This is a genomic window from Mycolicibacterium chitae (assembly GCF_900637205.1).
Classification (GTDB): Bacteria; Actinomycetota; Actinomycetes; order Mycobacteriales; family Mycobacteriaceae; genus Mycobacterium; species Mycobacterium chitae.
The window spans coordinates 2,069,468-2,090,565 of sequence record NZ_LR134355.1 but is presented as its reverse complement, the minus strand read 5'-3'; the positions used below and the strand labels follow the sequence as shown (position 1 = coordinate 2,090,565).

General features: G+C 70.9%; 18 protein-coding genes and 1 tRNA gene. 4 read left to right on the top strand and 15 right to left on the bottom strand.

The features are described from left to right. Window positions 1-11 precede the first annotated feature (11 nt). On the bottom strand, window positions 12-1,346 hold the full coding sequence (locus tag EL338_RS09855; RefSeq protein ID WP_126333595.1) for a M20/M25/M40 family metallo-hydrolase: 1,335 nt from the start codon (window positions 1,344-1,346) through the stop codon (window positions 12-14). Between the two features lie 108 nt (window positions 1,347-1,454). On the opposite strand from EL338_RS09855, the gene EL338_RS09850 reads away from it, so the two are divergent. Further along, window positions 1,455-1,540: transfer RNA gene (locus tag EL338_RS09850), tRNA-Leu, on the top strand. A 5-nt stretch (window positions 1,541-1,545) separates the two neighbouring features. On the opposite strand, the gene EL338_RS09845 is transcribed toward EL338_RS09850, so the two are convergent. Continuing rightward, a complete protein-coding gene (locus tag EL338_RS09845) occupies window positions 1,546-5,364 on the bottom strand; it encodes a bifunctional nitrate reductase/sulfite reductase flavoprotein subunit alpha (RefSeq protein WP_126333594.1) in 3,819 nt (1,272 codons plus the stop codon). After that, entirely contained in the window at window positions 5,361-6,791 is a 1,431-nt protein-coding gene (locus tag EL338_RS09840) for a nitrate/nitrite transporter (RefSeq protein ID WP_126333593.1), read from the bottom strand. Before EL338_RS09840 ends, EL338_RS09845 begins: the two co-directional genes overlap by 4 nt. 162 nt (window positions 6,792-6,953) lie before the next feature. Here EL338_RS09840 and EL338_RS09835 point away from each other — a divergent pair, with 162 nt between their 5' ends. Genes EL338_RS09835 through EL338_RS09825 form a run of 3 tightly spaced genes read left to right on the top strand, consistent with a single transcriptional unit; the run spans window position 6,954 to window position 9,296 of the window. Further along, window positions 6,954-8,435, top strand: a complete 1,482-nt coding sequence (locus EL338_RS09835) for a pyruvate kinase (RefSeq protein ID WP_126333592.1) — start codon at window positions 6,954-6,956, stop codon at window positions 8,433-8,435. Window positions 8,436-8,490: 55 nt separating this feature from the next. Continuing rightward, the gene (mymT, locus tag EL338_RS09830; RefSeq protein WP_126333591.1) at window positions 8,491-8,637 is read left to right on the top strand and encodes a copper-binding metallothionein MymT; all 147 of its coding nucleotides are present in this window, start codon (window positions 8,491-8,493) and stop codon (window positions 8,635-8,637) included. Window positions 8,638-8,642: 5 nt separating this feature from the next. Then, the gene (locus EL338_RS09825) at window positions 8,643-9,296 is read left to right on the top strand and encodes a phosphoribosyltransferase (protein ID WP_126333590.1); all 654 of its coding nucleotides are present in this window, start codon (window positions 8,643-8,645) and stop codon (window positions 9,294-9,296) included. Here the strand turns inward: EL338_RS09825 and EL338_RS09820 are convergent. The 12 genes from EL338_RS09820 to murD all read right to left on the bottom strand — a co-directional run bounded on the left by EL338_RS09820 (window position 9,293) and on the right by murD (window position 21,089). After that, entirely contained in the window at window positions 9,293-9,625 is a 333-nt protein-coding gene (locus tag EL338_RS09820) for a DUF3784 domain-containing protein (protein ID WP_126333589.1), read from the bottom strand. The two genes, EL338_RS09825 and EL338_RS09820, sit on opposite strands and share 4 nt — an antisense overlap. Window positions 9,626-9,646: 21 nt before the next feature. Then, window positions 9,647-10,468, bottom strand: a complete 822-nt coding sequence (gene wag31, locus EL338_RS09815; RefSeq protein WP_126333588.1) for a DivIVA-like cell division protein Wag31 — start codon at window positions 10,466-10,468, stop codon at window positions 9,647-9,649. 186 nt (window positions 10,469-10,654) lie between these two features. After that, window positions 10,655-10,945, bottom strand: coding sequence for a YggT family protein (locus EL338_RS09810; RefSeq protein WP_126333587.1), 291 nt, complete (start codon window positions 10,943-10,945; stop codon window positions 10,655-10,657). 85 nt (window positions 10,946-11,030) lie between these two features. Beyond that, window positions 11,031-11,651 (bottom strand): cell division protein SepF, encoded by a 621-nt coding sequence (locus EL338_RS09805; RefSeq protein WP_126333586.1) that lies wholly within the window; start codon window positions 11,649-11,651, stop codon window positions 11,031-11,033. A gap of 65 nt (window positions 11,652-11,716) precedes the next feature. Next, window positions 11,717-12,466, bottom strand: a complete 750-nt coding sequence (locus tag EL338_RS09800; RefSeq protein ID WP_126333585.1) for a YggS family pyridoxal phosphate-dependent enzyme — start codon at window positions 12,464-12,466, stop codon at window positions 11,717-11,719. After that, the gene (pgeF, locus tag EL338_RS09795; RefSeq protein WP_126333584.1) at window positions 12,463-13,164 is read right to left on the bottom strand and encodes a peptidoglycan editing factor PgeF; all 702 of its coding nucleotides are present in this window, start codon (window positions 13,162-13,164) and stop codon (window positions 12,463-12,465) included. The genes EL338_RS09800 and pgeF overlap by 4 nt, the downstream gene beginning before the upstream one ends. Window positions 13,165-13,167: 3 nt before the next feature. Next, window positions 13,168-14,364 (bottom strand): cell division protein FtsZ, encoded by a 1,197-nt coding sequence (ftsZ, locus tag EL338_RS09790; RefSeq protein WP_126333583.1) that lies wholly within the window; start codon window positions 14,362-14,364, stop codon window positions 13,168-13,170. A gap of 180 nt (window positions 14,365-14,544) precedes the next feature. After that, window positions 14,545-15,432, bottom strand: coding sequence for a cell division protein FtsQ/DivIB (locus EL338_RS09785; protein WP_235666497.1), 888 nt, complete (start codon window positions 15,430-15,432; stop codon window positions 14,545-14,547). Window positions 15,433-15,473: 41 nt separating this feature from the next. Continuing rightward, the gene (murC, locus tag EL338_RS09780; RefSeq protein ID WP_126333581.1) at window positions 15,474-16,931 is read right to left on the bottom strand and encodes a UDP-N-acetylmuramate--L-alanine ligase; all 1,458 of its coding nucleotides are present in this window, start codon (window positions 16,929-16,931) and stop codon (window positions 15,474-15,476) included. Next, window positions 16,928-17,980: an undecaprenyldiphospho-muramoylpentapeptide beta-N-acetylglucosaminyltransferase gene (gene murG / locus EL338_RS09775; RefSeq protein ID WP_235666496.1), complete on the bottom strand. Its 1,053-nt coding sequence runs from the start codon at window positions 17,978-17,980 to the stop codon at window positions 16,928-16,930. Before murG ends, murC begins: the two co-directional genes overlap by 4 nt. Before the next feature lie 89 nt (window positions 17,981-18,069). Further along, a complete protein-coding gene (gene ftsW / locus EL338_RS09770; protein ID WP_126333580.1) occupies window positions 18,070-19,626 on the bottom strand; it encodes a putative lipid II flippase FtsW in 1,557 nt (518 codons plus the stop codon). An 11-nt stretch (window positions 19,627-19,637) separates the two neighbouring features. Beyond that, window positions 19,638-21,089 (bottom strand): UDP-N-acetylmuramoyl-L-alanine--D-glutamate ligase, encoded by a 1,452-nt coding sequence (gene murD, locus EL338_RS09765; protein WP_126336775.1) that lies wholly within the window; start codon window positions 21,087-21,089, stop codon window positions 19,638-19,640. Window positions 21,090-21,098: the final 9 nt, after the last annotated feature.

Sequence of the window (21,098 nt, the reverse complement as noted above, 5' to 3'; positions counted from 1 at the left end):
TTGTGTCGGGTCTAGCAGTTCTTCAGGAAGTGTTCGAGCACCTCGGTGCCGAAGATCAGCGCGTCGACGGGGACCCGCTCGTCGACCCCGTGGAACAGCGCGGAGAAGTCCAGTTCAGGCGGCAACTGCAGCGGTACGAAGCCAAAGCAGCGGATCCCCAGCCGGGCGAAGTGCTTGGCGTCGGTGCCCCCGGAGAGCATGTAGGGCACGGTGCGGGCCTCGGGATCGGTGGCCAGGATCGCGGCGTTCATCGCCTCCACCAGGTCGCCGTCGAAAGTCGTTTGGTACGAAGGCAGTTCGGTGATCCATTCGCGCTGCACATCGGGGCCGATGATCTCGTCGACCTCGCGTTCGAAGGCGGCCTGGCGCCCCGGCACCACCCGGCAGTCCAGCACGGCCTCCGCGGTCGCCGGGATCACGTTGGCCTTGTAGCCGGCCTTGAGCATGGTCGGGTTCGCGGTGTCACGCAGCGTGGCCCCGATGATCCGCGAGATGGGACCGAGCTTGGCGATGGTGCCGTCCAGATCGGGCGAATCCGGGTCGAAGGTGTAGCCGGTCTCCTCGGTGACCGCGGCCAGGAACTCGGCCACCGCCTCGTGCATGACGATCGGGAACTGGTGCCGGCCCAGCTTGGCGACCGCCTCGGCGACCGCGGTGACCGCGTTGTCGTCGTGCACCATCGAACCGTGCCCGGCGCGGTTGCGGGCCGTCAGGCGCATCCACAGCATGCCCTTCTCGGCGGTCTCGATCAGGTACAGCCGGCGTTCTCCCCCGTCGCGGCGCGGGATGGTCAGCGAGAAGCCGCCCACCTCACCGATGGCCTCGGTGATGCCCTCGAACAGGTCGGGACGGTGGTCGACGAGCCACTTGCAGCCGTAGGTGCCGCCGGCCTCCTCGTCGGCGACGAAGGCGAACACCAGATCGCGCGGCGGCACGATGCCGGCGCGCTTGAAGTGCCGCGCGACCGCGATCATCATGCCGACCATGTTCTTCATGTCGATGGCGCCGCGGCCCCACACGTAGCCGTCCTCGACGGCCCCGGAGAACGGGTGCACGCTCCAGTCCGCGGCCTCGGCCGGGACGACGTCGAGGTGCCCGTGCAGCAGCAGGGCCCCGCGCGCGGGGTCGGCGCCGCGCAACCGGGTGAACACGTTGGCCCGCCCGGGCGCGCCCGACTCGAGGTATTCACACTCGTATCCGACGGCCTCGAGCTGCTCGACCACCCACCGGGCGCATTCGGCCTCGCCCTTGGTGGTCTCCGGCACCCCGGTGTTGGAGGTGTCGAACCTGATCAGGGTGCTGACGAGGTCGACCACCTCGTCGACGGAGCGCAGCGGTGAGGTCACAGTGCCTGTCTACCAGTTGCGGGCCGCAATGCGGGGGTTGGGTTTGGGCCAACCGGACCCGATCCGTTAGCCTTAGCTGCCCACCGCGGACGCTTCCCGGTGGGTGATGTCCGAGTGGCGGAATGGCAGACGCGCTAGCTTGAGGTGCTAGTGCCCTATTAACGGGCGTGGGGGTTCAAGTCCCCCCTCGGACACCCAGTCAGTACACATCCCGCAGGTAGCGCTTCTCCGCGATCAGTTCGCGCTTGTAGTCCCGCGCGGCCTCCTCGCTCATCCGACCGTGGGTGCGGATGATGTCGGTCAGCGCCGTGTCGACGTCGCGGGCCATCCGGGCGGCATCCCCGCACACGTAGAAGTGCGCGCCGTCGGCCAGCCAGCGCCACAGTTGCGCGCCGGCGGCCCGCATCCGATGCTGCACGTAGACCCGCTTGGCCTGATCCCGCGAGAATGCCACGTCCAGGCGGGTCAGGATGCCGTCGTCGAGCATGTCCTCGAGTTCGGCGCGGTAGTAGAAGTTCTGCTCGCGGTGCTGATCGCCGAAGAACAGCCAGTTGCCGCCGGTGTGCCCGAGCGCGCGCCGCTCCTGCAGGAACCCCCGGAACGGCGCGATGCCGGTGCCCGGCCCGACCATGATCATCGGGGTCTCCGACCGTTGCGGGGGCCGGAAGTGCGGCGAGCGCTGCAGGAACACCTCCACCGGCGTATCCGCGGGCAGATCCGCCAGGTGGGTCGAGGCCACACCGCCGCGCACGGCCCCTTCGGGGCTGCGGTAGCGCAGCACCGAGACCGTCAGTTGGATCTCGTGGGGGCTGACCAGCGGGCTCGACGAGATCGAGTACTGCCGCGGGGTCAGCCGCACCAGCACCTCCTGCCACTCCTCGGGGTCGGCGCGGACGGCGAAATCCCGGACCACGTCGAGGCCGTTGCGGTCGACCAGCCACTTCTCCAGCGCGTCGCGGCGGCGCAACCGCTTGGCCCGGGCGCGGTCGGTGGTGCGCTCGGCCAGGAAGTCCAGCAGGTTCGGCGTCACCTTGGCGATGTCGTAGTGCGACGTGAGCGCCTGGCGCAGTTCGGTTTCGGCGCCGTCGACGACGACGGTGGCCGCGCCGGAAAGTCCGGTGGCGGCCAGCCACTCGTCCACCACGGCCGCATTGTTGGCGACATAGACGCCCAGGGAATCCCCCGCGGCGTACTCGACGTCGTGGCCGCTGATGTCGAAGCCGAACTGGCGAACCTCCTTGGCCGCGGTGCCCGGGGTGAGGAGTCGGTTGCGGCACAGCGGGGCGGCGATCGGCCGGGTGCGGGTGAAGGGTGCGGGCCCCGACGGCGCTGCGCTGGGCGCCGAGTCCGGCGAAACCCCGAGCAGCTCAACAACTTTGTCGGTCCAGCGGCCCAGCGGCTGCTCCTCGTGCACCTCGTGGTCGGCGCGGTCGAGCAGGCGGGTGGCGCCCAGTTCGGCCAGCCGGGCATCCAGCACCCTGGCGTAGCCGCAGAAGTCGGCGTAGGCGCGGTCGCCGAGGCCGAGCACCGCGAAGCGCACCCCGGCCAGCGACGGCGCCTCCGGTGCGGACAGCCGGGCCCAGAAGTCCGCGCCGTTGTCCGGCGGACCCCCGTCGCCGAAGGTGCTGGTGACGACGAGCACCTCCCCCGCGGCCGTCAGATCGCTCAGCGCGGTCTGGTCCAGCGTCCGCAGCCGCACCCCGCCGAGCCGCCCGCCCAGGGCACCGGCGAGTTCCTCGGCGTTGCCGGTCTGCGAGGCCCACAGCAGCAGCGGCCCGCCCGGCTCGGGGGCGGCCGCGACAGGGGCGGCTGCCGGGGTCGCTTCGACGGGCGCGGAGACCAATTCGAGCCGCACCGCGCAGACCTTGAGTTCGGGCTGCAGCGATTCGGCGTCCACCGCATCGTTGGTGACGGTGTTGATGGCGAAGCGCCTGCCGTCGGCGTCGTCCCAGTGGAACGGCGCCCAGACGCTGCCGGGACGGACCCGGTCGGTCAGCACGGCCGGCAGCACCGCCGTACCGCGCCGCGACCGGATCGCCACCTCGGCACCGTCGACGATGTCCAGCGCCGCGGCGTCGTCGGGGTGGATCTCGACGAACGGTGACGAGTTGAGCCGGTTCAGCTTGGCCACGTTGCCGGTCTTGGTCATCGTGTGCCACTGGTGTTGCAGGCGACCGGTGTTGAGCACCAGCGGGTAGTCGTCGTCGGGCATCTCCGCGGCGGGCAAGTGCGGGCGCGGATGGAACACCGCGCGGCGGCTGGGGGTGGCGAACGCCAGCCGCGGCCGGTGCCCGTCGGCGTCGACGAACAGCTCCTGGGAGACCCCGTCGTTGAGGTAGCGGATCGGGTTGCGGTCGTCGTCCCCCGGGATCTCGGGCGGGCACGGCCACTGCAGCGGGGTTTCGCGCAGCCGCTCGTAGCTGGCCCCGCGCAGGTCGTAACCGGTTGCGGGATTGTGGAATCGACGGATCTCGTCGAAGATCTGCTCGCTGGACTTGTAGTCGAACTGCTCACCGAATCCGAGGTGGCGGGCCACCCCGCAGATCAGCTCCCAGTCGGGGCGCGCATCGCCGAGGGCCGGGACACTCTGCTGCAGCAACGTCAGGTTCCGCTCGGAATTGACCATCACCGCATCGGATTCGGCCCACAGCGCCGCCGGCAGCACGATGTCGGCGAAGCGGTTGGTCGCGGTGTCGGCATAGGCGTCCTGGGTGATCACCAATTCGGCCGCGCGCAACCCGGCGATCACCGCGTCGCGGCGGGGCACCGTCACCGCCGGGTTGGTACAGATGATCCACGCGGCCTTGATCTCGCCGGTGCCGAGCCGGCGGAACATCTCGATGGTGCCCGGTCCGACGTCGCTGCGGATGGTGCCCGGGTCGAGCTCCCACTGCGCCTCGACGAAGTCGCGGTCGGCCTCGGACAGCACCGAGCGCTGGCCCGGCAAACCCGGTCCCATGTAACCCATTTCGCGCCCGCCCATCGCGTTGGGCTGCCCGGTCAGCGACATCGGCCCGGATCCGGTGCGACAGAGGGCGCCGGTGGCCAGGTGCAGGTTGCAGATCGCGTTGGTGTTCCACGTCCCGTGCGTGCTCTGGTTCAGTCCCATCGTCCAGCACGTCATCCACTCCCCCGCCGCGGTGATCATCGCCGCGGCGGCACGGATGTCGGCGACGTCCAGTCCGGTGATCTCGGCGACGCGCTCCGGCGGGTAGTCGGCGAGGAACGCCGGCATGGCGTCCCAGCCCTCGGTGTGTTCGGCGATGAAGTCCCGGTCGATGTCACCGGCCTCGACCAGCAGGTGCAGCAGCCCGTTGAGCAGCGCCAGGTCGGTGCCGGGCCGGATCGGCAGGTACAGGTCGGCGTTCTCGGCGGTGGCGGTGCGCCGCGGGTCCACCACGATCAGCCGGGCTCCGGCCCGGACCCGATCCATCATGCGCAGGTGCAGGATCGGGTGGCAGTCGGCCAGGTTCGCGCCGATCACCAGGAACAATTCGGCCGCCTCGAAGTCGGCGTAGGAGCCCGGCGGGCCGTCGGAGCCCAGCGACTGCTTGAAACCGGTTCCGGCGCTTGCCATGCACAGCCGCGAGTTGGACTCGATGTGCACGGTCCGCAGGAATCCCTTGGCCAGCTTGGTGGCCAGATACTGGGCCTCCATCGACATCTGACCCGAGACATACAGCGCGACCGCGTCGGGGCCGTGTTCGTCGACGATCGCCCGCAACCGCGCGCCGGCCTCGGCCAGCGCCTCGTCGACGTCGACCGGCACGGCCTCGGCGGCGCGGTCGGGGCGGCGCAACGCCGTGGTCAGCCGCCCGTCGGTAGCGGCCATCAACTCGGCGTGGGTGGCCCCCTTGGTGCACAGCCGGCCGAAGTTGGCCGGATGCAACCGATCCCCGGAAACCCGGGCGATCACCGGCCGACCGGTGTCGGCGTCGGGGCGGGTCTCGACCGAGATCCCGCACCCCACACCGCAATACGAGCAGGCCGTCCGCGTCGTCGTCGTGGTCGTGGTCATCGTGGTGCTCGCCCCGCCGGGACCGGCGCGCTCTCCCCGACCGGGCGGGCCCGCGGGGCCTGCAGGCGCAGGAACACGCACCAGGTGACGACGGCGCACACCACGTAGAAGCCGAGGAACACCCAGAACGCGTTGGTGGCGGACTTGGCGTCGCTGACGTAGGAGGCGCGCAGCACGATGTTGATGAACACCCCACCCAGGGCGCCGACGGCCCCGGCGAACCCGATCAGCGCGCCGGACATGCTGCGCGACCAGGCGGCCTTACCGGCCCGATCCAGGTCGTCGCGCCCCTGCGCCTTGGCCTCGAAGATGGACGGGATCATCTTGTAGGTCGAGCCGTTGCCGATCCCGGACAGCACGAACAGCAGGATGAATCCCGCCACGTAGGCGCCCATCTGGGCGCCCGTGGGCGCGCCGCTGCGGGCGTCGTCGGCCATCCCGGTGGCCACCAGGATGCCCGCGGCGAAGGTCATCGCGACGAACGTGTACAGCGTGATTCGCCCGCCGCCGATCCGGTCGGCCAGCTTGCCGCCGTAGGGCCGGGCGATCGAGCCCAGCAGCGGTCCGAGGAAGGCGATCTGGGCGGCGTGCAGCGCGGCCTGGGCCGGCGTCTCCCCACCGGCCAGGAAGTTGATCTGGAGCACCTGCCCGAACGCGAAGGAGAACCCGATGAACGACCCGAAGGTGCCGATGTACAGGAAGCTCATGACCCAGGAGTGTCTGTGCCGCAGCGCTTCCGCCAGGGCGCCGAGGTTGGACCGTTGGTTGCGCAGGTTGTCCATGAACAGCGCGGCCCCCAGGGCCGCCAGGCTGACCGCGACCAGATACGCCGCGCAGACGATCTCGGGCCGGGTGTTGCCCACCGTGGCGATCACCAGCAGCGCCACCAACTGGATGACCGGCACGCCGATGTTGCCGCCGCCGGCGTTCAGGCCCAGCGCCCAGCCCTTGAGCCGCTGCGGGTAGAACGCGTTGATGTTCGTCATCGACGAGGCGAAGTTGCCGCCGCCGAGACCGGCGAACGCCGCCACCACCAGGAACGTCGTGTAGCTGGTGCCGGGCGAGGCGATGAAGTACCAGGTCAGCGCGGTCGGGAGGAGCAGCAGCAGCGCGCTGAACACGGTCCAGTTGCGCCCGCCGTAGCGCGCCGGGGCCACCGTGTACGGGATCCGCATGAACGCCCCGACCAGGGTTGGCACGGCCACCAGGTAGAACTTGCCCGCGGCATCGATGCCGTAGACGTCCTCGGGCATGAACAGCACCATCACCGACCAGATCGACCAGATGGAGAAGCCGACGTGCTCGGCGACGATCGACCAGATCAGGTTGCGCCGCGCAATTGTTCTGTTGCCGGCCTCCCAGGCCTCGACATCCTCGGCATCCCAGTCCTCGATATCGCGGTTTCGGCGCAACGACAGTGCTGACATCTGGGCCCTCCGGGGTGGTTTCGGTGACGCGTGCCCCAGGTGTACCGAGCGGCAATGCCGCACCCATTGCACCGGCGTGACCGCGGTGTCACCAGTGCCTCACACCCCTGCCCGCCCCGTCGTGAGCCAGCCGAGTCCCGCGGGTCCGGCTAATGTCGAGGGATGACCGGCGAAGCCGAACTCCTGGCCCTGCGCGGGATCGTGGACGAGCTCCTGGACCACCTCGGCGAGGCCGAGCAGGCCTGGGCCGACGGCATCGCGCAGACCGCCCCCGAGTACCGGGATTCGGCGCGAAACATGGTGCACTACTTGGCGATCCGCCAGCACGACCTGCGCGAGCTGCAGGGCCAGCTCGCCCGGTTGGGCCTGTCCTCGCTGGGTCGCAGCGAACCCCACGTGCAGGCCACCCTGCGCGCGGTGCGGGCCGCGCTGACCGCGATGGTCGGCGACGACGGCTGGTCACCGCCGGAGCCCAGCGCAGTGCCGTTGGACGAGGGCACCGCGCTGCTGGTCAAACACGCGACCGCGCTGCTGGGCCCGGCCCCGGAGCACCGGGCGAGCCGGATCATGGTGACCATGCCGACCGCGGCGGCCACCGACTCCGCGCTGGTCACCGGCCTGCTGGAGGCCGGAATGGACGGCGCGCGCATCAACTGCGCCCACGACGACCCGAACACCTGGCGGGCCATCGCCGCCAACGTGCGCCGGGCCGCCCGCGCGACCGGCCGCACCTGCTTCATCGCCGCCGACCTGGCCGGGCCGAAGGTGCGCACCGGCGCGTTGGAACCGGGGCCGCGGGCGAAGCTGCGGCTGCACCGCGGCGACGTCCTCGAGCTGACGGCGGATTGCGCCCCTGCCCCGGTGGACTCGCCCACTGCGCGGATCGGATGCACCCTGCCCGAGGTGATCGACGCCGCCGAGATCGGGCACCGGGTGCTCTTCGACGACGGCAAGATCGCCGGCAAGGTGATCGAGAAACAGCCCGGGATCCTGCGGATCGGCATCACCCACGCCGCGGCCAAGGGCTCGAAGTTGCGCGCCGACAAGGGCATCAACCTGCCCGACACCACCCTGTCGGCGTCGGCGCCCACCCAGCAGGACCTGGTCGACCTGGCCGTCGCGGCGGAGTTCGCCGATCTGGTCGAGATGTCGTTCGTGCGCGATCCCGGCGATGTCGAACTGCTGCTCGACGAACTGGAGCGCCTCGGCGCGCAGGCCATGGGACTGGTGCTCAAGATCGAGACACCCAGCGCGTTCGAACATCTGCCGCGGCTGCTGATCGCCGCGATGCGCCGCCCCAAGGTGGGGGTGATGATCGCGCGCGGTGATCTGGCGGTGGAATCCGGCTACGAACGCCTCGCCGAGGTCCAGGAGGAGATCCTGTGGCTGTGCGAGGCCGCGCACCTGCCGGTCATCTGGGCGACCCAGGTGCTCGAGCAGCTGGCCAAGACCGGCAACCCGTCCCGCGCCGAGATCAGCGACGCCGCGATGAGCGAACGCGCCGAATGCGTGATGTTGAACAAGGGGCCCTACATCCGCGACGCCGTCACCGCGCTCGACGACATCCTGCGCCGGATGAACGAGCACCAGAACAAGAAGGTGCAGCTACTGCGGCCGTTGCGGTCCTGGCAACCCGGCGGATGAGGCACCATCGGAGGACATGCGCGTGCGCGCATCGGTGCGACGGAAGGGGATGTCGATGGCGACCAACGAACAGGGCACCGTACTGACCTGCGCCCACGAGGGCTGCGGCTGCCGGGTGCGGATCGAAGCCCCGTGCAACTGCGCGGATTCCGGTGGCAGCTACCGCTGTACGTGCGGCGCCGAACTGGTCCCCGTCGAGTAGCCCGCATGTCCGCCGCGAGGCAACCGGCCCGCTACCGCGACCGCAGCGAGGCCGGACAGGCCGTGCTGGCGGCGCTACGCGCCACCGACGCCGCCCGCGGGGGCGACGAGATCCTGGTCGTGGGTCTGGCCCGCGGCGGGGTGCCGGTGGCCGCCGAGGTGGCGCGCGGCCTGGGAGCCGACCTCGACGTCGCGGTGGTGCGGAAGCTGGGCGCACCGGGCCACGAGGAGTTGGCCCTCGGCGCGATCACCCGGGACCGGATGGTGCTCAACGACGCGGTGGTGCGCTCCCTGGGCATCTCACAGGACGCGCTGGATTCCGTGGTCGCCGCCGAGCGCCGCGAACTGCTGCGCCGCGAGACGGCCTACCGGGGTGGTCGGCCGCCGGCGCCGATGCGCGGCCGGGTGGTGATCCTGGTCGACGACGGCATCGCGACCGGGGCCACCATGCGCGCGGTGGCGCTGGACGCCCGGGATCGCGGGGCGGCGCGGATTGTCATCGCGGTGCCGACCGCGCCGGACAGCGCGGCGGCCGAATTCGGGGACGTCGCCGACGAGTTCGTCTGCCCGCACACGCCGAATCCGTTCCTCGCCGTGGGGTTGTCCTACGAACGGTTCGATCAGACCAGCGACGATCAGGTGCGCGACCTGCTGGGTTAACCGGTGCTGGGCTTGTCCGCCTCGGTGGCCGGATCGGTGGGTTCGGCCACCTCGTCGGGCAGTTGTTCCTCGGGATAGTCGGCGTCGAAGGTCTGATAGGTGGCATCGACGCTGTCGGCGTCGGGGTCCACCTCGTCGTCGGCCGGGGCCGGCTCCGGCGTCGGCTCACCGGCGCGCTGCTTCTCCCGGATCGCGTCCACGATGAGCAGGATGACCCCGATGACGCTGGCCGCGATGCAGACCCAGGCGATCACTTCATTGCTGGTCACCACGGCCGTCACCAGGGCTGCGAGCCCGATGACCGCCAGGACCAGGGCGACGATCAGCATCGCGTCCTCCCTGCCGGGCGTTTAGTTGGCGCCGCGGTTGAACTGGTTGAAGTTGCCCTCGCCGGCGCTCGAGTCGACCGGGGCCGCTGAACCGCGCTGGCCGAGCTCCTCGAGCTGCGATTCCAGGTAGGTCTTGAGCCGGGTGCGGTATTCGCGCTCGAACGTGCGCAGCTGCTCCAACCGGCCCTCGAGCACGGTGCGCTGCTGGTTGATGGTGCCCATGATTTCGGAGTGCTTGCGCTCGGCGTCGGCCTGCAGGGCGTCGGCCTTCTCCTGGGCCTGCCGCAGCTGGGTCTCCGACCGGGTCTGCGCGTCCGACAGCATGGCGTCGGCGCGGGACTTGGCGTCAGCGACCGTGGTCTCCGCGGTCCGCTTGGCCTCGCTGATCATCGCGTCGGCGTTCGCGCGGGCGTCCGCGAGCAGCTTGTCGGACTCCGCCTTGGCGGTGCCGGTGAGCCGATCGGCGGTGTCCTGGGCCAGCGCCAGCACCTTGGCGGCCTTGACGTGTGCCTCTTCGCCGGCGGGAGCCGCGGCCGCCGCAGCGGGCGGCGGCGCCGGGGTCGGGGGCTCGTACACCGGCTGCGCGGGTTCGGGCTCGGGTTCGGGCGTGTACAGCGGCACGGCCTGGGCGGACTGACCGCCGCCACCGGCGCGGGCGCTGGCGAGTTCCTGATCGAGTTCGCTGACGCGCTGGCGCAGATCGGCGTTTTCCTCGATGAGGCGGGTGAGCTCGTTTTCCACCAGGTCGAGGAAAGCGTCGACCTCGTCCTCGTTGTAGCCACGCTTACCGATGGGCGGCTTGCTGAACGCGACGTTGTGGACGTCGGCTGGTGTGAGCGGCATTTTCTGCCCCCTTGAGTCTGTACGGTCAAACCGGTCTGACAAGTTTAGGACGAGCTACCAAGTTGGTAGCCCAGACTGTAACTGGCGTCCATCCTGTCACACCAGAACCGTCGGTTGCTCAGCAGCCCGATAATTAAGAACGAATTTCAATCTTCGCGCAGAGTTTTGCGCGACGACTCCGGCGCCTCACATCGCCGCGGTGAAGGCCAGTCGCATGCCGATGAACGCCAACAACAGCAGCACCATGATCGACAGGTCCAGGCGCACCGCACCCAGGTTGAGCGGCGGAATCAGCCGACGCAGCAGCTTCACCGGCGGGTCCGTGAGCGTCATGATGATCTCCAGGATCACCACCGTCGGGCCCTTGGGATGCCAGTCGCGACTGAAGGATCGGATGAACTCGACGACGATCCGCGCGATGAGGAGCAGCCAGAAGATGAACAGCGCGAAACCCAGGATTTCGAAGAAAATCTTCAACCTTGAGCGACCTAACTGACGAGGTTGGGATGCTGCCGACACCGGTCGGTCGACGCCTCGGTCAGCTTACCGGCTGGTGGAACCGCTACGCGTAGAAGCCGGCCTCGGCCATCTTGCGACGCTCCTCGGGGGTCACCTCGACGTCGGCGGGCGACAGCAGGAACACCTTGGTGGCCACCTTGTCGAACGATCCGCGCAGCGCAAAGGCCAGGCCGGCGGCGAAATCGACCAGCCGCTTGGCGTCGGCGTTGTCCATCGAGACCAGGTCCATGATCACCGGCGTGCCGTCGCGGAAGCGCTCGCCGATGGTGCGCGCCTCGCTGTAGTCCTTGGGGCGCAGCGTGGTGATCTTCGACAGCGGGCTGCCCTCGTCGAACAGCATCGCCATCCGCCGCGGGTCCATGGCCAGCGCGCCGCGGGTCGGACCGCGCAGCGCACCCAGGCGCGGCGGCGGCGCCGAGCGGTCGAACTCGCGCGGACGGAACCGCTCCTCGGCGTATCCGCCGCGGTAGGCGCCGGCGTACTCGGGCTCGTCGTCGTACTCATGCTCGCGCTCGGGGTAGCGCCCCCGCTCGTAGCCGTCGTCGAAGCGCTCCCGGCGCGGGTAGGGGCGGGCGCCGCGGTCGTCGTCGTCGTAATACTCGTCGTCGTAGTCCTCCAACGGTGCCATCCCGAAGTAGGCCTTGACCTTGTGAAGTGCGCTCATCGTGGACCCTCTCGATGGTCTGAAAGTCTTGGTGCCTGTGATGAAGATGTGACTGGAGTGACTACTCACGGTGACGTTAGCGGTCGTGGGCCCATAAGCGCGGTACCGACACGCACGCAAGTTGATCCGTGTTTCACGGCAATTTCCAGATCCTGGGTCATCCCCGCGGACAGCCCCAGGCGCTGCGCAAACCCGTCCTGAACTCGACGAAGCTCGGCGGCCAGGGCCGCGAAGGCCGCGTCGGGGTCGGAGTCCAGCGGCGGCACGCCCATCAGCCCGACGAATTTCAGGCCCTCGGCGGCATCGACCTGCGCGCACAGCGCGTCCACCTCGGCCGGCGCGTTGACGTCCACCCCGCCGCGCGAGACGTCGCCGTCGAGACTGATCTGGACGTAGACACCGAGCGGTTCGGCGCGGTGGCCGGCCGCCAACGCGTCGGTGGCCCCGCGGTCCAGCGCGGCGGCCACCCGGGCGCTGCTGACGGAATGCACCACCGCGGCCCACGTGGCGATCGAGCGCGCCTTGTTCCGCTGGATCTGCCCGACCATGTGCCACCGGACGTCGGCCGGCCAGGCCGGGTCGCGGCGCGCCTCCTCGATCTTGGCGCGGGCCTCCTGATCGCGCGCCTCGCCGAAGGACCGGCAGCCCAGGCCCGTGAGAATGTTGATATCGGCGGCCGGAAAGAATTTGGTGATCGGCAGCAATTCAATTTCTTCGACTTTGCGGCCGGTATTCTCCGCGACCGTTGATAAACGACTTTTCAGCAAAGTCAAAGAATTTGCCAGCTCAATGCGCCGGTCCGTCGATTCGGTCATTCGACCCACACCAACGAGGCGAGCCGACCGGTCGGCGCGCCGCGGCGGTGGCTGAACAACGCCTTGTCGGCCACCGTGCAGCGCGGGTCGACGTCGATGGCCGCCACGCCCAAATCCTTGAGCTGACGGACGATTCCGGCGCGCAGATCCAGCCCCGGGGTGCCCTTGGCGGTGACGGTCCGGCTGCCGGGCAGGGCGGCCTCCACCTCGTCGGCCATGGCGGCGGGCACCTCGTAATTGGTGCCGCTGACCGCCGGACCGAGCAGCACCGAGATGTCGGCCAGTTGCGCCCCGGCCCGCAGCATGGCTTCGACGGTGCGCGGCACGACGCCATTCTGGGCGCCGACCCGGCCGGCGTGCGCCGCGCCCACCACTCCGGCGCGGGCATCGGCGAGCAGCACCGGGACGCAGTCGGCGGTGACCACGGCCAGCGCCAGCCGCGGCGTCGCGGTCACCAGCGCGTCGGTGTCCTCGACCCGGGGGCGCGGTCCCTCGACGGTCTCCACCCGGACGCCGTGCACCTGATGCATCCAGATGACCCGGTCCTCGCCCAACCCGGTGGCGGTGGCCAGCCGGCGGCGATTGGCGGCGACGGCCGCCGGGTCGTCACCGACGTGATCGCCCAGATTGAACGTGTCGTACGGCGGGGTCGAGACGCCGCCGGACCGCGTGGTCGTCACGCGTCGTACGCGAAACACCCGTCAGTGGCGCATGAAGGGCGGCACGTCGACGTCGTCGTCGGCGATGCCACCGTCGTCAGGGCCGTCACCGCCGCCGACGCGGACCGTGGCGCCGTTGGAGTGCGGCGGGACGCTGGCCGCGTCCACCGGCTCGAACAGCGGCGAGCTCACCTTGCCGGCCTTGCCGGGGGCGATCGGCTGGGCGCCGGTGCCGGTGCCGGTGCCCGATCCCGGCGCGGCGCCTGGGCTCACCACCGGTTTCCGACCGGCCGCACCGGCCTCGAAGCCCGCCGCGATCACGGTCACCCGCACCTCGTCGCCCAGCGAGTCGTCGATGACGGTGCCGAAGATGATGTTGGCGTCCTGATGGGCGGCGTCCTGGACCAGCGAGGCGGCCTCGTTGATCTCGAACAGACCCAGGTCACTGCCGCCGGCCACCGACAGCAGCACGCCCTGGGCGCCCTCCATCGAGGCCTCGAGCAGCGGCGAGTTGATCGCGATCTCGGCGGCCTTCAGGGCACGACCGTCCCCGCGCGCGGCCCCGATGCCCATCAACGCGGTGCCGGCCCCGCTCATGACGCCCTTGACGTCAGCGAAGTCGACGTTGATCAGGCCCGGTGTGGTGATCAGGTCGGTGATGCCCTGCACGCCGTTGAGCAGCACCTCGTCGGCGCTGCGGAACGCGTCCATCAGCGAGACGGCCGCGTCGCCCATCTGCAGCAGCCGGTCGTTGGGGATCACGATGAGGGTGTCGCAGCTCTCCCGCAGCGCGGTGATGCCGAGTTCGGCCTGATTCGAGCGGCGCTTGCCCTCGAACGAGAACGGCCGGGTGACGACGCCGACGGTCAGCGCGCCGAGCTTGCGGGCGATGGTGGCCACCACCGGCGCGCCGCCGGTGCCGGTGCCGCCGCCCTCACCCGCGGTGACGAACACCATGTCGGCGCCGCGGAGCAGCTCTTCGATCTCATCCTTGGCGTCCTCGGCGGCCTTGCGCCCGACCTCGGGGTCGGCACCGGCGCCCAGGCCACGGGTGGAATCGCGGCCCACGTCGAGCTTGACGTCGGCGTCGCTCATCAACAACGCCTGCGCGTCGGTGTTGATGGCGATGAACTCGACGCCCTTGAGGCCCTGTTCGATCATTCGGTTGACGGCATTGACGCCGCCGCCGCCGATGCCGACCACCTTGATGACGGCGAGGTAGTTGTGCGGGGGGGTCATGGTCTTCCTCCCATGGGACGATTGCTTGCCGATCTGGCGCCGAACCTCTTGACCGGCAAACCCTCAACCTCAACCATAGGCTTAGAGTTATGTCAAGTAGTTCTGCGTAACCAAGACGGTATGGGTGGTACGGCAGCTATCCCGGCAGGCGCGCCGACGTGTCGGCCGGCAATTTTCGTCCTACTTGACGGTAGGGAGATCCGGACTCGACACGTCGTAGGTGTGTCCGGGCTGCGTCAGCAACGCCGCGAGCTTCTCGGCCTTCTCCTCGGTGCGCTCATGAGTGCCCCACACCACTTCCCTGCCGTCGGTCAGGATCAGCGTGATCGAGGCGACCGACGGTGCCGCCACCCGGCCCACCTGACCGGCCACCTCGGGCCGCAGCGAGGTCAGCACCGCCAGCGCCGCCTGGGTCGGCGGATCCGTCGGTCCCGGGTTCGCCACCTCCAGGTACGGCAGCGACGGCGGCGGCGGTGCCGTCGCGAAGTCGACGCCGTCGCGGTCATACAGGTGCGGGCCGTCGGGGAAATCCATCACCGCGACCGGCACCCGTTCGGCGATGGTGATCCGCAGCGTCGAGGGGTACTCGCGCTGCACCCGCGCGCTGGCCACCCGCCGGATGGTGGCCACCCGGTCGGCCACCTCACCGGTGTTGACCTGCAGCAGCGGGGTGCCCAACGGGACCGCGGCGACCGCCGTCACCTCCTCGATGGGCACCTCGGCGGTGCCGACCACGGCCACCGCGCGCACCGACATCACCGGCGTGAAGTACAGGATCGAGCCCACCCCGACGCCGAGGATGATCAGCAGCACCGTCAGCAGCACCGCGCGCAGGCCGCGGACCTTGCCGCGGCCGGTCGGGGCGGCCGGCGGGACGAGTCCGCTGGCGCGGCGCTTGGCCTCGCGCCGGGCCTCCTCGATGGCCCGCGCGCGCTGTTGGGCCGCCCGGCGCTGCTCGCGCTCCCGGCGGGCGCGCCGGCGCGGACCCTCGAAGTCGGTCTCAGATGACTCGGTCTCGGATGACTCGGTGGCCGGGGCGGCCCGATCGTCGGGGACCTCCTGCGGGATCTCCCCCGGCGCGACCTCCCCCTGCGGCGCCTCGGGCTCGCTCACCAGGACGCTCCGGGTCCTCCGGGTGCGGCGCGGTTGGCCTGCACCTGCAGCTGGATCAGGATCTCCGGGCCCAGCATGGTCACATCGCCGGCGCCCATCGTGACGATGACGTCACCGGGGCGGGCCACCTCGGCCACGGTCTGGGCCACCGCCGAGAAATCGGGCAGGTAGCGCACCGGCACCTGCACCCGCTCGGCGATGGTCGCACCGCTGATCCCGACGATCGGCTGCTCGCGCGCGGCGTAGACGTCGAGCACGAACACCCGATCGGCGCAGCTGAGCGCGTCGGCGAACTCGGCCGCGAAAGCCTTTGTGCGCGAATACAAATGGGGCTGGAAAACCACCAGCGCGCGGCCGCCGCCGCTCTGTTCGGTGACGGTCTGCAGCGCGGTGAGCACCGCGCGCACCTCGGTGGGGTGATGGGCGTAATCGTCGAACACCCGGATCCCGTTGGCCACCCCGACCAGCTCGAACCGGCGCCGCACACCCTCGAACCCGGCCAGGCCGTCGAGCACCAGCTCGGTCGGTGCCCCGCCCTCGATCGCGGCCAGCAGTGCGGCCAGCGCGTTGAGCGCCATGTGCCGGCCGGGCACCGACAGCCGCAGGGCCCGCGGATGCGGCTCGCCGGCCAGCTGGATCTCGGCGACCGCACCGGTCCCCTGCTGCTGCCAGGACAGCAGCGCCCCGGCCAGCGGCCGGTCACCGGGGGCACCATAGGCCAGCACCCGCACACCCGCGGCGGCCGCGCGGTCGGCCAGCGCGGCGGCCCCGGGATCGTCGACGCAGACCACCAGCGCGCCGCCGGGCGCCAGCCGGTCGACGAACTTGTCGAACACCTCGGTGTAGGCCTCGGGGCTGCCGAAGAAATCCAGGTGGTCGGCCTCGATGTTGGTGACCACCGCGACATTCGGGGTGTACTCGAGCAGCGAACCGTCGCTCTCGTCGGCCTCGGCGACGAAGATCTCTCCGCTGCCGTGATGCGCGTTGGTGCCGGCCTCGCCGAGGTCGCCGCCCACGGCGAACGACGGGTCCAGCCCGGCGTGCTGCAGGGCCACGATGAGCATCGAGGTGGTGGTGGTCTTGCCGTGCGTGCCGGTGACCATCAGGGTGGTGTGCCCCTCCATCAACCGGGCCAGCACGGTCGGGCGCATGATGACCGGGATGGCGCGGCGGCGCGCCTCGACGAGTTCCGGGTTGGTCTTCGGGATCGCGGCGTGGGTGGAGATGACCGCGGTCGGTCCGCCGGGCAGCAGGTCGAGGGCGGCCGCGTCGTGACCGATGTTGATCAGCGCGCCGCGGGCCCGCAGCGCGACCACGCCGCGGGATTCCTTGGCGTCCGAACCGGACACCAGCGCCCCGCGGTCCAACAGGATGCGCGCGATGCCGGACATACCGGCCCCGCCGATGCCCACCATGTGGACCCGGCGCAGTTCCTCGGGCAGCGGCGCGCTCATCGCCGCGCCCCCCGGGCGATCTCGAGCGCGACGGCAGCCACCCGCGCGGCGGCGTCGCGGTGCCCCACGGCGGCCGCGGCCGTCGTCATCTGCGCCAGCCGCGGCGCGTCGGTCAGCAGGCCGACGACCGTCTCGCCGATGTAGGCCGGGGTCAGGTCGGCGTCGGCGACCAGCAGGCCGCCCCCGGCGTTGACCACCGGCAACGCGTTGAGTCGCTGCTCGCCGTTGCCGATCGGCAGCGGCACGTACACCGCGGGCAACCCGACGGCGGAGACCTCGGCGACCGTCATCGCGCCGGAACGGCAGATGGCCAGGTCCGCCGCGGCGTAGGCCAGGTCCATCCGGTCCAGGTACGGCACCGCGACGTACGGCGGGTCGCCCGGACCCGGGGTGCGCAACTCCAGGACGTTCTTCGGCCCGTGTGCGTGCAGCACGGCAATTCCGTTGGCGGCCAACGTCTCCGCGGCCGCCGAGACCGCCCGGTTGATCGAGGCCGCCCCCTGGGAGCCGCCGAACACCAGCAGCACCCGCGCGTCTTCGGCGAAGCCGAAGTGCGCCCGGGCCTGCGCGCGCAGCGCCGCGCGGTCCAGGCCGGTGATCGTCGAGCGGACCGGCATGCCGACCACCTCGGCGGCGGCGAGGCCGGACCCGTCGACGGCGGCCAGCACCCGGGCCGCGCTGCGCGCCCCCACCTTGTTGGCGATGCCGGCGCTCGCGTTGGCCTCGTGGATCACCACCGGCACCGACCGGCGGGTCACGCCGCGGCGGGCGGCCAGGTAGGCCGGCAGCGCGACGTAGCCGCCGAAGCCGACGATGACGTCGGCGTGCACCGCGTCGAGGACCGCGCGGGTCTCGCGCACCGCCCGTCGCACCCGCAACGGCAGCCGCATCAGGTCGGCGTTGGGCTTGCGCGGCAGCGGCACCGGCGTGATCAGTTCCAGGTCGTAGCCGCGGTCGGGCACCAGCCGGGTCTCCAGCCCGCGGGCGGTGCCCAGCGCGGTGATCCGCACGTCGGCGTCCAGGGCGCGGAGCGCATCGGCGACGGCCATCGCGGGTTCGACGTGTCCGGCCGTCCCGCCGCCGGCCAGGACCACCGAGATGCGCCCCTGCCCACCGGCAGAGACCGGCACCGAGTCACTCACCCGTAACGCTGACCTTCCACTGTTCTGGCCCTGCGCGGCCGCGGGGTACCCGCGCTCGCAGCAGCCGATTGCTTTCGCGCCCGCGGGGTGGACCTCGCGCGGCGTTGACCGTCTCCATGATGCACCGCGCGGCGGGCGCCGCGATCACCGGGAGCGGGTGCCTTCTTCTTGGGCTTGGCCGGCCGCTTGGCCGCCTGTTTGGCCGACTGTTTGGGCGAGGCCTTGGGCTGGGTGCGCAACCGGTCGCGCAGCGCCTCCACGCGGCTGGGCACGTACGGTTCGGGCAGCGGCAGCCGCAGGATCCGGTTCATCCGGTCGTCGCGGCCCGCGCGCAGCGCGGCCACCGCGTCCGGCTCGTGCCGGGCCGCGTTGGCCATCAGCCCGATGATGAACAGCTCGGTGGCCGTGGAGGTTCCGCCGGCCGAGATCAACGGCAGCTGCAGCCCGGTGACGGGCAGCAGTCCGACCACGTAGCCGACGTTGATGAATACCTGGCTCAGCGTCCAGAAGGTGGCGGTGGCCGTGAGCAGCCGCAGGAACGGGTCGACCGAACGACGGGCGATCCGCATGCCGGTGTAGGCGAACAGCGCGAACAGGCACAACAATCCCAGCGCGCCGACGAAGCCGAGTTCCTCACCGACGATGGCGAAGATGAAGTCGTTGTGGGCGTTGGGCAGGTAGTTGTATTTTGCCGTGCCCTGGCCCAGTCCCTCGCCGAACATCCCGCCGTTGGCCAGGGCGAACTTGGCCTGCCGGGCCTGATACCCCGACCCCATCGCATCCGCGGACGGGTCGAGCCAGGACTGCACGCGCGCGCTGCGGTAGCCCGCCGAGACCGCCAACACGGCGCCGGCGGCCAAGACCGCCAGCGACGACGCGAGGAAGACCTTCAGCGGCAGTCCCGCATACCAGAGCAGGGCCAGCAGGATGAGCCCCAGCGAGATCGTCTGGCCGAGGTCGGGCTGCAGCAGGATCAGCACCAGCGCGATCAGCACCGCGGGCACCAGCGGGATCAGCATCTCGCGCAGCGACGCGCGTTCCATCCGGCGCGCGGCCAGCAGCTGGGCGCCCCAGATGGCGAACGCGATCTTGGCCAGCTCGGACGGCTGCATGGAGAATCCCGCGACGACGAACCAACCGCGCGAACCGTTGGCCTCCGTGCCGATACCCGGGATCAGCACCAGGACCAGCAGCAGGATCGACAGGGCGAACCCGGGAAAGGCCAGCCGCCGGATCATCGCGACGGGCATCCGCAGCGCGATGTAGAACCCGACCAGGCCGATGACGGTCCACAGCACCTGCTTGGCAAAGATCGTCCAGGGTGAGCCGTCGGCATCGTAGGAATGCACGCCGGAGGCCGACAGCACCATGATCAGGCCGAGCGTCGCCAGCAGCGCCGCCACCGCGATGATCAGGTGGAACGAGGTCATCGGCTTGTTCAGCCACGCCCCGAACCTGCCGCGATGCTCCACCGGCACCGCGGCCGACGGCGCGGGGTCGTCGCGCCCCGGGCGCACCCGGTCCCACCACCGGGTGACGATATTGGCGGCCATCGCGCTGCGGCCTAGTGTCCGGCGTCGCTCAGCGCGCGCACCGCGGCAGCAAATCGGTCTCCGCGTTCGGAGTAGCCGCTGAACTGGTCGAACGACGCCCCCGCGGGGGCCAGCAGCACCGTGTCGCCGGGGCGGGCCAGCGACCGCGCGGCCGCCACCGCCTCGGTCATGACCGCCTCGCCGAGCACCCCCGGCGCACTGATCACACGAGTCACAACAGACTCATTCGTCCCAAGCATCCCAACATCCTCCCCCGTCACAACCTGAACGACGGGTACATCGGGTGCGTGTCGTGATAACGCCTCGGCAACCGCGCCGCGGTCCCGGCCGATCAGCACCGCACCGGCCAGCCGATCTGCCACCGCGGCGACCAAGTCGTCGACCGAGGCGCCTTTGAGCAAACCCCCGACGATCCACACCACCCGCGGGTAGGCGCGGATCGAGGCCTCGGCGGCGTGCGGATTGGTGGCCTTGGAGTCGTCGACGTAGGCGATGCCGTCGGTCACGCCGATCACCTCGGCGCGGTGCCGCCCCACCTGGAACGACGCCAGCCCGGCCGCGATCGCCGCCGCCGGGGTGCCGACCGCCCGGGCCAGGGCGGCCGCCGCCAGCGCGTCGAGCACCCCGACCGGGCCGGCCACCGGGATCGAGTCCACCGGTGCCAACGGCACCGGCTCGGCCCCCGAGGCCCCGAAGGCGCGGTCGACGAGCATCCCGTCGAGCACCCCGAGTTCGCCCGGTCCCGGCGCGCCGAGGCGGAATCCCACCCGGACCGGGGCCGGCGCCTCGTCGAGCAGGCCGGCCGCCCACGGGTCGTCGAGGCCGGCCACGGCGACCTCACCGGTCAGCGCCTTGGCCTTGGCGGCGGCGTAGTGCTCGGGCGAGCCGTGCCAGTCCAGGTGATCCTCGGCGATGTTGAGCACCGCACCCGCGGCCGGCCGCAGCGACTCCGACCAGAACAGCTGGAAGCTCGACAGCTCGACGGCCAGCAGCCGCGACGGCCGGGTGAGCACGTTGAGCACCGGGTCGCCGATGTTGCCGCACAGCAGGCTGTCCTGTCCCCCGGCGGTCAACATCGCGTGCAGCATCGAGGTGGTGGTGGTCTTGCCGTTGGTGCCGGTGACCACCAGCCAGCGCCGGGGCGGACCGTAATGGCCGGCCTGATCGAGCCGCCAGGCCAACTCGACATCGCCCCACACCGGAACGGCCGCGGCCGCGGCGGCCACCGGGATCGGCGCGGTGGGCGGCAGCCCGGGGCTGATCACCACCAGCGCGTAGTCGGCGATGCGCCGCGCCGCGGTCCTGGCGTCGAGCACCGCGACGCCGTCGGCCGCGTACGGCTGCAGCGCCGCCGGGTTGTCGTCGGTGAGTTCGGCGCGCACATCCAACGGGCCCAGCGCGGCCAGCACCGCCCGGCCCGTGACACCGGCGCCGACCACCAGCACCCGCGCGCCGGAAGTCAGCGGGCCGCG

Bases quoted from the DNA above. Each gene is read 5' to 3' on its own strand.
- EL338_RS09845 (WP_126333594.1), bottom strand. From the start codon at position 5,364: ATGACCACGACCACGACGACGACGCGGACGGCCTGCTCGTATTGCGGT.
- EL338_RS09840 (WP_126333593.1), bottom strand. From the start codon at position 6,791: ATGTCAGCACTGTCGTTGCGCCGAAACCGCGATATCGAGGACTGGGAT.
- EL338_RS09835 (WP_126333592.1), top strand. From the start codon at position 6,954: ATGACCGGCGAAGCCGAACTCCTGGCCCTGCGCGGGATCGTGGACGAG.
- mymT (WP_126333591.1), top strand. From the start codon at position 8,491: ATGGCGACCAACGAACAGGGCACCGTACTGACCTGCGCCCACGAGGGC.
- EL338_RS09825 (WP_126333590.1), top strand. From the start codon at position 8,643: ATGTCCGCCGCGAGGCAACCGGCCCGCTACCGCGACCGCAGCGAGGCC.
- EL338_RS09820 (WP_126333589.1), bottom strand. From the start codon at position 9,625: ATGCTGATCGTCGCCCTGGTCCTGGCGGTCATCGGGCTCGCAGCCCTG.
- wag31 (WP_126333588.1), bottom strand. From the start codon at position 10,468: ATGCCGCTCACACCAGCCGACGTCCACAACGTCGCGTTCAGCAAGCCG.
- EL338_RS09805 (WP_126333586.1), bottom strand. From the start codon at position 11,651: ATGAGCGCACTTCACAAGGTCAAGGCCTACTTCGGGATGGCACCGTTG.
- EL338_RS09800 (WP_126333585.1), bottom strand. From the start codon at position 12,466: ATGACCGAATCGACGGACCGGCGCATTGAGCTGGCAAATTCTTTGACT.
- ftsZ (WP_126333583.1), bottom strand. From the start codon at position 14,364: ATGACCCCCCCGCACAACTACCTCGCCGTCATCAAGGTGGTCGGCATC.
- murC (WP_126333581.1), bottom strand. From the start codon at position 16,931: ATGAGCGCGCCGCTGCCCGAGGAACTGCGCCGGGTCCACATGGTGGGC.
- murG (WP_235666496.1), bottom strand. From the start codon at position 17,980: ATGGCCGTCGCCGATGCGCTCCGCGCCCTGGACGCCGACGTGCGGATC.
- ftsW (WP_126333580.1), bottom strand. From the start codon at position 19,626: ATGGCCGCCAATATCGTCACCCGGTGGTGGGACCGGGTGCGCCCGGGG.